Below are 12242 nucleotides of genomic sequence, written 5' to 3' on the forward strand. Positions count from 1 at the left end.
GAATATCAACCCCTATACCCGAAGAATGTCCCCTTTCCAGTCAAGACATTATTTTTTATATTAAAATGTAAGCGGATTCATATAAAGGAGGTGGAATTTGTAGTAGCTTTTATTTCCTAAAAACATTTGGCTTGATTTTTAGAAGAGGAGGAAAACAATGAGGTTTAAACGTGCAGTGATTATCGTGCTTTCTTTTATTTTAACTGTTAGTTTGCTATTTCCAATTACAAAAACGGTAAAGGCATCCCCACCTGGCTCCATTACCAATCTGAAAGTAGAGTATATGGAAAATCCTGTTGGAGTAGATTCTGAGAAACCTAGATTCAGTTGGAATATGTTGTCGAATGTCCGTGGAGCCAAACAACTTGCTTATGAGATAGTGATAGCTGATAGTGAGAAAAATTTAAAACAAGAAAACGTTGTTTGGAGTAGTGGAAAGGTTTCTTCATCTCAATCTGTTAATTTAAAGTATACAGGAGAAACAAAGCTGAAACCTAGCACACGTTATTATTGGAATGTAAAAGTATGGGATCAAAATAATAAAGTTTTAGAATCCAAACAGAATGCTTATTTCGAAACAGGTCTAATGAGTACAGACGGAACAACGAATTGGGATGGAGCGCAGTGGATTACTAATAATAAAGCAGCGACTGACCCGGTAAATGTAACCCTATTCCGAACGGAGCAAAAGGTAACCAACAAACCGATACAAAATGCCCAACTTTATATTTCCTCTTTAGGAATTTATGAAGCATTTATTAATGGGAAAGAGGTACAGTTACTTCAGGGTCACGAAAAGGCAGTGGACGAAACGTTTAACCCAGGATGGACCGATTATAATTCCTATGTAAACTATCAAGCCTACGATGTTACCAGCTATTTATCTAACAAGAGTCATCTAAGCCTGGGAGTGATGGTAGGGAAAGGTTGGTACGGAGGACGTATTGGGCAAGTAGGCCAATATACAAAGGTATCAGGGAATAAGTTAGCTTTATTAGCAAAATTGGTCATTACTTACAAGGATGGCAGCAGAGATGTCATAGTTACTAATGAGTCAACCTGGAAATCTAGTGAAAAGAGTCCAGTTGTAACAAATGATTTCTTTGATGGGGAGACATATGATGCTAATATCGCTAAGGAAATAGAAGGATGGAATAATGTTAAGTACGATGACAGTGAATGGTCACCTGTATCAAGTATTATTTACAAAGGAGAGGTAAAAGGTAGTCGAGCTGCAGCAGCACGAGTGGCAGAGGAATATACTCAACAACCAATTGGAGCCTATAAATATAGTAAAATAGAGCAATCCTTACAAAATGGTGGTGAGTCTCCTTACGAATTTGGTCATGCCGTAACAACAAAAGTGAAGCCAAACTCTACGATCCATCTTAAGGCGGGAGAAATACTTATCGTTGATATGGGACAGAATATGGCCGGGGTACCAAATATTAAGGTCTCTGGTGATACAGGAAGCACTGTTACCATGAGATTTGCGGAAATGATTAATGATGGGAAGAAAAATCCGGAAATTACGTCAGGTGGTAGTGACGGACCAAAGGATACCCTTTATCGAAAAGCGTTAACAAGTGCTGCCCAAACGGATAAGTATATTCTTTCAGGACAGGGTGTAGAAGAATATCAGTCAGTATTTACTTTCCATGGTTATAGGTATATGGAAGTGACAGCCGATGCAGATATTAGAATACACTCAGCAGAAGGAAAGATCATCACCTCAGTAAAAGATCAGACAGGAGATCTCGCTACTTCTAATAGTGATGTAAATAAATTATTTTCGAATGTGTTATGGGGACAGAGATCGAATTACCTTTCCATCCCTACTGACTCTCCGCAAAGAGCCGAACGTGCAGGCTGGGCGGGAGATGCTCAATTATTTGCACAGTCAGCGGTTTATAACTATAATGACTTTTCATTTTTAGAGAATTATAGTGAGATCATGGATACACATAATAAAAATAATAATGGTATTTATGGAAGCATTATGCCTGGTGCGTTTGTTGGATTTTTTGCTAATACGGTAGCTTCCGGATGGAGTGATGCGGGAATCATTATTCCATGGGTATTATACCAACAAACAGGAGATACAACAGTCATCGAAAAGAATTTTGCTCAGATGGATAGGTATATGGATTATGTAGGGAAAAATGGCTATAACACGGGATTATTTGGGGATTGGTTGGCCTTCCAAGCAACCTCTACGGTCTATTTAAATACAGTCTATCGTGCTTATGATGCACAATTAATGGCTAAAATGGCCAAGGTAATTGGAAATGAGACAGCAGTAGACAAGTATGAAGAGTTATATGCAAAGACTAAGACTGATTTTGTAAATAAATACTTTGATGACGAGGGTAATTTACTTACAGCTAGTGCAGATAATTTTACTCAATCAAGACATGGATATCCTGGAGCTGATAATGCCCAAACGGGATTACTTTGGGCTTTGAAACTTGGATTATACGAGACGGAACAACAAAGAGAAACAATGGTTCAAAACCTTACTGCAAATATTAAAAATGAGGGAAGCTTGATTCGTCCAGGTCAACCAGAAAATACATTAGCAGTTGGCTTCCTTGGAGTAAATGTTCTTCTACCAACATTATCTGATATAGGGGATAATGATTTAGCTTATACACTACTATTACAAGATGAAATGCCATCTTGGTTATACAGTGTGAAAAATGGTGCAACGACGATTTGGGAGAGATGGAATTCCTACTCTATTGAGGATAGCTTTGGTGATTCAGGTATGAATTCTTTTAATCACTATTCTTATGGAGCGGTAGCTGAATGGATGTATAAATATATGGCTGGAATCTCAAATGACCCTGAAAAACCAGGATTTCAACATTTTGTCTTGCAACCAACCATTGATGGGGAAAATCGTATATCTTGGGTGAATGGATCCTATGATTCAGTCTATGGGGAAATAAAGAGTAATTGGAAGGTGAAAAACGGTACATTCAAGTATCAAGTAACGGTACCAGCTAACACATCTGCAACCTTAGTCATTCCAGCTACGAATGTAAATGAAGTGACAGAAGGTGGGGTCTCACTTTCAAAAGCTAAGGGAATAAAGGTAATTGAGGTGAAAGATGGAAAGGTGTATTGTGAGGTAAGCTCAGGGACATATGATATAACATCTAAGGTGAATTAAAAAACATGAGTAGAGAGGACATTAATCCCTTGAGGGTTAATGTCCTCTCATTCTTTTTTTTCGATACATTTTTAAAATTTTAATTTTCTAGCACTCAAGCCTTCTTATCCCTCTGCTCAATATATTGCTTTCGGTATTCGGCAGGAGTAACGTGATAATGCTCCTTAAACTTTTTATAGAAATGATTGAAATTGGTGTAGCCTACTTCATCCGCAATATGATTGATTTGGAAGGTTGTATTTTCAAGTAATAGTTTTGCCTGGCGAAGTCGAAGTTCTTGAATCATTTCACTAAAGGTTTTACCGAGATTTTCCTTAAAAAACCTACTAAAATAGTTAGGATGAAAGTGAAAGTGTTCAGCAACCTCGCTGAGGGTGACCGTTAAATAATGTTCCTCCAAATAATTTAGAATTTCTACAAGGGATCTCTTTCCCTTTGTTACATCGTTCACTTCCAGATTGCTTTTCTTAGACAACCTCAGAAGCTCCGTAAAAAGCAGGATGACGTTACAATTAACCACTTCAATGCTGGCCACATCAGGGTCCAAGGATTCGCACATGGCTGTAGCGATATAATATTTGATTTTCTCATTTCCACGTGAGGGAAAGTATAGGTAACGTCCATTCATACTCGGTTTATAGATGGCATCGATAACGAATTCCGAAATGAGGTCATTTTCTGTTAAACGAGCTAAAATACTTTGATTAAAATAATCCTTTCTAATCAGAATATTAATGATAATTGATTCTTCTGCTACTTTATTGATGGTGTGAACCACATCGGTATCCAATATGGTTAGGTCACCTTCCTCCATTCTCACCACCTGTTCATTAATTACCTGGGTGAAACCTCCCCTGTAGGCGTAGCTAATTTCTAAAAAATCATGTTTATGGGGGAGCACCTCCACAAAACGGGGATGCTTCTTAAAAGTCATTTTTTCCGTATTTTTCATGAATATATCCCCTGAGAGAACCTCTTCAGAAAACATCTTATTTCCTGTTCCCGGCGAATGGATTAAAGGCAATATTTCATGGATCTGGGTTATTCCTGTATTAATGGCAACGGTTTCGATTATGTCATAGGTTTTTAAATACTCTTCCAACTCGGCAACGAGCATAGATTTCACTCCCCCTTTCTTTAAAGGTTAAGATTTGTTATAAAACAAGATATGATTTGATATTAAAAATTCAGATAAATTTATATAAGATAATTATGACATCGCTTACATAATAAAAGCAAAGGATTTATTGAATAAAGTGAGCAAATAATTTGTTATTAGTTTAATAGTTAACATTTGCCATATTGTTCGAAGTAAGCGAAATAAAATACTAGGGGGTTAAGAAAATGAAGGGGAAAGAAGCTGGCAGTGTCACTTTAAAAGAAAAATTAGCTTTTGGTTCAGGTGCTTTTGGGAAAGATATCGTTTATATTTTCATATCGATGTATATTATGTACTTTTATACGGATGTACTAAAAATACCAGCGGCTACTGCAGGGTCTATCTTGTTAGTAGTACGCCTTATTGATGCGGGATTTGACCTACCATTTGGATTTTTAGTTGATAAAACAAAATCGAAGTGGGGGAAGATGAGACCTTACCTACTGTTTGGTGCAGTCCCATATGGAGTCGTCACAGCGCTTTTGTTTTATGCACCGAATTTTACCGAAACAGGTAAGGTATTTTACGCTTTCACTTTATATTTGTTAATCAGTATCTTGTATAGTATTGTCAGTATTCCTCATGCCGCATTAAACACGGTTATGACGGACAATGTTCAAGAAAGAACGCATTTAACGAAGTATCTCGTTCTGTTTTCAGGTTTATCGGCAGCCATTGCAGGTACGATTGCTGTACCAATCGTAGGGTTATTTCCAAGTCCCAAGGCTGGCTATTTCTTTATGGGAGCCTTTATTGGAGTCTTATCTATTATCTTAATTCTAATTTGTTTTAAAGGGACAGCTGAGAAAGTGATAGAGAATGAAATAAGAGAACAGATTCCATTTAAGTTAGCCATCAAAACCGTGGGGACCAATATACCATTTTTGATCTTATCTGCGTCCTTCTTATTAGCTCAATTGAGTCTAGGTATTCGTGGAGCTTCTGGTATCTACTATTTTATTTACAATGTAGGTAATCCTAATTTGTTTAGTGTGGTTTCAGGTCTTGGAGGGATCATTGGCTTAGTTCTAACTCTAGTGTTACCCGCTATAGCTATTCGTATCGGAATAAGAAACTTTTATATTTTAATAGGCGCTTTATCGGTTATTGACTTCCTCTTAATTTATTTCACACCTGTAAATATGGCACCAATGGTTTTAGTTCTTAATATTTTGGCTGGAGCATTAACGGGATTAGTTATGTTTGCTGCTTGGGGAGCACTACCTGATGCCATCTCTTACTCTGTCAGACAGAATGGGTTGCATATTGAAGGAGTCTATTATTCTCTTTATAACTTTATTCAAAAGCTTGGTTCATCGCTTTCCGGTGGACTTGCCGGGTTTGTTCTAGCAGCTTATGGATATCAAGCAGGCAGCGCGCCAACCCCTCAAAGTTTAGAAGGAATTCTTGTTACGTCTGCTTTAATTCCAGCAGCCTGTGCACTTTTATTTACCGTGTTGATGCTTTTCTATAAAACGAAACCATCAAAGAGTCAAACAATTGAAAGCGGTGTTATTAATGGATAGAGATTTATGGGTTGAAAATCTAACGGTAGAAAGTCAGAAACACCCGTTAGGAATAGATGTGGTTACCCCACGATTGAGTTGGTGGATTCAAACGGAGCAACATCATATTTTGCAAACAGCTTACCACGTCATTGTAACGGATGATGACGGAACCGAGGTATGGAATACGGAAAAAGTAAAGAGTGACCAATCACTTTGGATTGACTATCAGGGAACTCCTTTACAGTCACGTAAACGATATGATTGGAAAGTGAAAGTATGGGATAACCAAGGAAGGGAATCCGATTGGAGTCAGCTTGCATCGTGGGAAATGGGATTGTTAAAACAGGAAGATTGGCTGGCAAGCTGGATTGAACCTGAACAACAAGAAGCAGTGGAGGAAGATTTTATCACCATAAAAGAAATCTTTTCTGGTGGTCTAAAGGCAGAAAGTCTCGAGGAAAGAGCGAAGAATCTTCGACCTCCTCAGTTGTTACGACGTCCTTTTACGGCTGAAAAAAGAGTAAAAAAAGCAAGAGTATATGTAACCAGCCATGGAATTTATCAATTGGAGCTTAACGGGCGAAGGGTAGGAGACATAGAATTTGCCCCAGATTTTACGGCCTATGATGTACATCTTCAGTATCAAACCTATGATGTCACGCCGTACATTCATAATGGTGACAATGTACTCGGTGTAATAGTTGCCGACGGCTGGTATACCGGACGGATTCAATTAACGGGGCATAGCTGTCAATATGGAAACAAACTAGGTTTATTGCTTCAATTAGAAATGGAATATGAAGATGGAACAATAGAAATCGTAACCTCTGATGAAAACTTCGTCTCAAGTCCTGGACCTTGGCAATATGCTGACTTATTTATTGGTGAAAAATATGATGCAAGACTCGAGCAGGAGGCTTGGAGTTGTTCTAATTTTGTTGCATCTGGCTGGTCTGAGGTTAATTGTGTGAACTACTCATTCGAAAATCTTACGGCCCAATATGGACCAAGTGTAAAAGCCATGGAGGAATTACTACCATGCGATATCCACATGGAAGAGGATGGTTCCCAAATTATAGACTTTGGCCAAACCATTGCGGGGCGTATTCAAATGAGCATAAATGTCCCGCGGGGCACGACCATTTGTATGGAACATAGTGAGGTATTGGACCAAGACGGAAAATTTTTCATGAATATTATGGGTCGAAATAAAGACCAAATAGATGTCTATATCGCAAAAGGAAATGGGATGGAAACCTATGAACCTAGTTTTACCTATCATGGTTTCCGATATGTACGTGTAACAGGTCATCCACATAACATTCGAAAAACAGATGTAAAAGCGATCGTCTTATATAGTGATATGGAGACGACTGGCCATTTTAAATGCTCTGATGGTAGAGTAAATCAATTGCAGCACAACATCCAATGGAGTCAAAAAACGAATATGTTATCGATTCCGACAGACTGTCCTCAACGAGAAAAAGCAGGTTGGACAGGGGATCTTCAGGTGTTTGCTCCAACAGCTGCCTTTAATATGGATGTTGATTCCTTCTTAACCAGGTGGTTGGTTGATGTCCGTTTAGAGCAATTTCCTGATGGTCAAATCGCCAATTTTGTACCAACTGGAAAATATTACGAGCCGGAAAGTGCAGCAAATGGGGGAGAACTTTCGAGTGCTGGGTGGGGCGATGCCATCATTATTGTTCCTTGGGTATTGTACGAAAGATATGGGGATAAGCGGATATTAGAAGAGAATTTTGAAGCGATGACGAAATGGATGAGTTATGTTCGTCAAAAAGCAGAGACGGGAATTCCAGACCATTTAGAAGACCGAGATCCTATTCGTTTAGAAAGGCAAAAATACTTATGGAATACAGGATTCCATTTTGGAGATTGGCTAATACCTAGCATAAAAAATCCGATGGAAAGTGCTATTCGGACAAAAGAACTCGTGGCAACGTGCTTTTACGCAAATTCGACACTCCTTTTAGCCGAAATTTCAAAAGTCCTTGGGAAGCCAGAAATGGAGTCTATGTACAAAGACTTGAATAGCCAAATTAGAAAAGCTTTTGAGGAAGAGTATGTGGATGATAAAGGGAGAATCAGCTCGCATTTTCAAGGAATATATATATTAGCTCTGCAAATGAATATGGTGTCTGAGCAAAAACGTTCGCTGGTGGTCAACCAATTAGTTGAATTAATCAAGGAGAATGGGTATAAGCTTGATACGGGATTCCTATCAATCCCCTATTTAATGGATGTATTGTGTGAAGAAGGTCAGGCCGATCTCGCCTATCGACTACTCTATCAAACTGAATGTCCATCTTGGCTCTATGAAGTCGAAAAAGGGGCAACTACGATTTGGGAATCATGGTCAGCGATCTCACCGGACGGAACAGTTGGTCATATGTCATTTAACCATTATGCGTTTGGATGTATTGGTGATTGGCTATATAGACATATTGCCGGCATCAAGCATGATCAACCTGGATATAAAACGAGCATCATCGAACCCCATACCGATTGTGGATTAACTTTTGCAAAAGCAAAACTTAAAACAGGATATGGGATCCTTTCATCGTCTTGGCTCAAAAAAAATCATACGGTTCAATTAGAAATTGAGGTGCCAGCAAACACAACAGCAACCGTCATCCTTCCTCCAAATGCGGATATCACGGGTGACTGGGATGGATTGACCTATACTGGTGATGGAAAAGTAAAGTTTGTTGTTGGAAGTGGAATTCACCAGATTGAGTATGCTGAAAAATGCGTTTTAAATAGTAAGTAAATGGTCGAGATCGCAAATAAGTTTCAGGAATCGCAAATATATTTCAGGAATCGCAAATAAATTTCCAGAATCGCAAATAAACACCTGAAAAGAAGCTCTCAGGAACACAATTTAGTTCCAAAAGGGATTTAACAACGTTAAATGACCCTCTAGAGCCTCCAAAAGTACTGGTCGAATGTAATTTCGACCAGTTTTTTTTATTAAAAAAACCATAGCATTCGGTTAATCAATATATTATAGTTACATAAAAGATTAGCAACCCTTTCGTGCAAAAGGTGATGAGTAATATGAAAGCGCTTAATACAATAAAGAGAAAACTAAAAAATGAAAAATATCGTTACAGAAACTTCATCTTAATTTTAGCTCTATCGATTGGGCCATTAATGGGGCTTGGTTTTGTCTCATTTAATATTACAAAGGATTTATTGGTTAAAAACCAGACGGAAACCATACAAAACCATTTAGAGACATCGAGTGAAGTTGCAGACCTTTTATTCCGTAACATCATTAATATGGAGCGGATCATTACATGGAATAAGGACGTCCAAAAAGAACTGAAAGAAAGTGTCACTCTAGATGTTGCAGGGGGGAGGTTGGTTGACAACGGATCGCTTCGAAGGCTGCAGGATCATCTAGCGAGTAGTTTAATAGATACACAAGACATCGAATCTGTATGTATATTCAATGTAAACTTTCAAGGAATGTGCTATGGGAAGTCTGAAAGCTATGGTAGATATGGCAATGGCGGCTTTCATGAACACATAGAAGAGACAGAGTGGTATAGGGATGCTGTCCAAAAGGACGGGAAATCCATTTTCTATGGCTATAATGTCTTACAAGGAAATAAATCTAGTAAGACCTTTTCATCGGTAAAGCTACTGAAAGATCCAGGAGAATTTTATGATCCTACCACTACAGGATTACTAGTGGTGAATATTAATAAATCCATATTTTCAAGAGTGTTCAAAAAGAGTGACAATAGTGCCTTTCTCATTCTTGACGATTCACAGGGAATTTACAGGGATGTGTACCGGTACCCAAGTTCTTTGCAGGTAAAGGAGTCACAAAATAGAGAGGTCTCCCCATTAGAGGAGTTGGAAAATCAAGGATACATTGTCACAGATTATAAGAATCGGATTACTGGCTGGACCTTTTCCCATGTGATTAACGAAAAAGAATTGCTAAAGCAATCCAATCAGATAAGGAATGTAACTATTTCGATTGCGTCGGTTATTGCCATTGTCGCATTTGTTTTCTCCTTTTTATTATCTGAAACTCTATCCAATCCCATTGTTCGGTTAAGGAAAATGGCAGCTGAATGGACGAGTGGTCTTATACAGCCTTCGGAAACAGATGATCCAACCGATGAAATCGGAGCAATCGGCCAGACCTTTCAAAAAATAACAGGGGAAAATAAAGTATTAAATGAAGAATTAATACGGTCGCAACTAAAGAAAAGAGAAGCGGAGCTACGAGCATTACAGGCACAAATTAAGCCGCATTTTCTATATAATACGCTAGATTCTATGTACTGGATGGCCTCTCTTGAAAATAATCATGAAGTGGCAAAAATGGCTGTAGCTCTCTCAGAAACGTTTAAGCTAAGTTTAAATAATGGAAATGATATGATTCCTGTTTCAAAGGAACTTGAGCATATTAAGCATTATTTAACGATTCAAAATTTCCGCTTTAACCACCGATTTGTGTATGTGGAGGAAGTAGATTCTCGTTTACTAGATAAGGAGATTCTTAAATTGCTTCTTCAGCCCCTAGTGGAAAACTCTATCTATCATGGACTTGAGCCAAAGGTCGGGAAAGGAACGATTATTTTAACTGGACGTTTTGAGGATGAATGGATTATTTTTACCGTTAGAGACGATGGGGTAGGAATAGCAGATTTAGATAGGACTAGAAACGGGTATGGAATGCAAAATGTCCGCGAGCGGCTATATTTATGCTATGGAGAAGATAGTGAGTTAACGGTTCACAGTAAGGTAAATGAAGGCACTTGTGTGGAGATTCGTTTCAGAGAAAATAAAGGGGGTCAAAATCTTGCGGAAAGCAGTTATATTTGATGATGAGTTTATCGTGCTAAAAGGTCTTGAACGAATGATTGACTGGTCAGAATATGATGTCGAGTTGGTGGGGACAGCTGCTGATGGTGAAGAGGCCCTTGATATTTTCCGTAAACATCGACCGGAGATCGTTTTTACTGATATACGAATGCCTGGGAAGAATGGGTTACAAGTGATTGAAGAAATCATCAAGGATGCTCCGGAGACGCAATGTATCGTGTTTAGTGGATTCAATGAGTTTGACTACGTGAAAAAAGCCTTAAAACTAGGTGTCGTGGATTATTTGGAGAAGCCAATTACGATCTCCATGATCAAAGAAGCCTTAGAAAAAACAATTAGTCGGATTACCCATCATGAAACAGTAAATTCATTAAAAGATTATAATCAGAAGGAAAAGCTAGAAAAAGAGACCCTGCAATTATTGTTGGAAAAAGGGAATGAAACACAGTGGAGAGAACTGTTTGGTCAAGACGCACAAGAGCTCGAGGGAGTGACGGTTCTTTCACTTTCGTCATTCGTCGAACCACCAGAGATAAACGAAGGCCATCGTATCATTACGATTCAGAATGGTGCTGAGAACTTGTTGGTTATTTTTCATCTAGTGAAGGATAGTGGGGATGTTTGGGACCATTTAATGAACTGGTCTGAACGTGTTCGAGTAGCTGTGGGTTCGGGAAGGACTTATACCAATTTATTAGAAGTAAATAAGAGCTATCATGAAGCACTTCATGCGCTCCGATATACACAGTTTATGAATGAACTCGAGTGGTACCGTTTTGAGGATATTGGAGAAAACCCAAGACATAGCACCGATCTATCCAAACATGAACAAGCTGTCATCTTTCATATCCGGACAGGTAATAAAGAAGAATTGTTTGAACAGTTGAAGGCATTAATCGAACAATTTGACAGAAAGAGACTCCACCCTGATGTTATAGAACGAGAGGTATTAAAGCTTGTCTATTTGGGTCTTGAGGTAGTAAAGGAAACAGGTTGTGACCCAAATCAAGTCTGGCCAGACTACATGCCGCATCAGGATATTCGAAAGCTACAAACAAAGGAAGAAATGTTTTCATGGCTTTACAATCAATTAGAAAAAATAATTCATGCTTCCATCAACATTCGTTCTACTTATAAGCATGAGGCGATTGAACGAGCTTGTACGTTTATTAAAGAGAACTACACAAGAGACGTCACGCTACAAGAGGTTTCCGAGCATGTTGGAATGAACGCAACCTATCTTAGCCTCTTATTTAAAGAAGAGATGGGTGAATCCTATATTAAATATTTAACCCAACTAAGAATGGAAAAAGCCAAGCAGCTACTGGCCCAAGGGAGAAAGGTAGCTGAGGTAAGTGAGTTAGTAGGGTATCACAGCTATAGACATTTCTCTGAGCTTTTTAAAAAGCATATAGGTATCAAGCCAGGTCAATTTAAGGAAATGAAATAGTCCTGTTCCATTGAACAGGACTATTTTATGTACGAAAAATTCATACCTAAACAAAAAATACGGACGTAATCAAAAAAATGAGAC

At 38.4% G+C, this 12242-nt stretch carries 6 protein-coding genes; 5 read left to right on the forward strand and 1 reads right to left on the reverse strand.

What is annotated here, in order from left to right; all coding sequences use genetic code 11:
• Nucleotides 1–157 precede the first annotated feature (157 nt).
• Nucleotides 158–3175 carry a family 78 glycoside hydrolase catalytic domain gene (locus tag BKO01S_RS09320; RefSeq protein WP_066052256.1) on the forward strand — a complete coding sequence of 1006 codons (3018 nt, stop codon included), beginning with the start codon at nucleotides 158–160 and terminating at the stop codon, nucleotides 3173–3175.
• 94 nt (nucleotides 3176–3269) lie between these two features.
• Here BKO01S_RS09320 and BKO01S_RS09325 read toward each other — a convergent pair whose 3' ends face one another.
• Nucleotides 3270–4292: an AraC family transcriptional regulator gene (locus BKO01S_RS09325; protein WP_066052260.1), complete on the reverse strand. Its 1023-nt coding sequence runs from the start codon at nucleotides 4290–4292 to the stop codon at nucleotides 3270–3272.
• Nucleotides 4293–4519: 227 nt separating this feature from the next.
• Here BKO01S_RS09325 and BKO01S_RS09330 point away from each other — a divergent pair, with 227 nt between their 5' ends.
• The 4 genes from BKO01S_RS09330 (at nucleotide 4520) to BKO01S_RS09345 (ending at nucleotide 12158) form a co-directional block, all read left to right on the forward strand.
• Entirely contained in the window at nucleotides 4520–5860 is a 1341-nt protein-coding gene (locus BKO01S_RS09330) for an MFS transporter (protein ID WP_066052261.1), read from the forward strand.
• On the forward strand, nucleotides 5844–8633 hold the full coding sequence (locus tag BKO01S_RS09335) for an alpha-L-rhamnosidase (protein WP_232311212.1): 2790 nt from the start codon (nucleotides 5844–5846) through the stop codon (nucleotides 8631–8633). Before BKO01S_RS09330 ends, BKO01S_RS09335 begins: the two co-directional genes overlap by 17 nt.
• 287 nt (nucleotides 8634–8920) lie before the next feature.
• On the forward strand, nucleotides 8921–10708 hold the full coding sequence (locus tag BKO01S_RS09340) for a sensor histidine kinase (RefSeq protein ID WP_066052268.1): 1788 nt from the start codon (nucleotides 8921–8923) through the stop codon (nucleotides 10706–10708).
• Nucleotides 10686–12158: a response regulator gene (locus tag BKO01S_RS09345; protein ID WP_066052271.1), complete on the forward strand. Its 1473-nt coding sequence runs from the start codon at nucleotides 10686–10688 to the stop codon at nucleotides 12156–12158. The genes BKO01S_RS09340 and BKO01S_RS09345 overlap by 23 nt, the downstream gene beginning before the upstream one ends.
• Nucleotides 12159–12242 lie beyond the last annotated feature (84 nt).

The sequence above is a fragment of the Robertmurraya korlensis NBRC 107688 genome, assembly GCF_001591645.1.
GTDB lineage: Bacteria > Bacillota > Bacilli > Bacillales > Cytobacillaceae > Robertmurraya_A.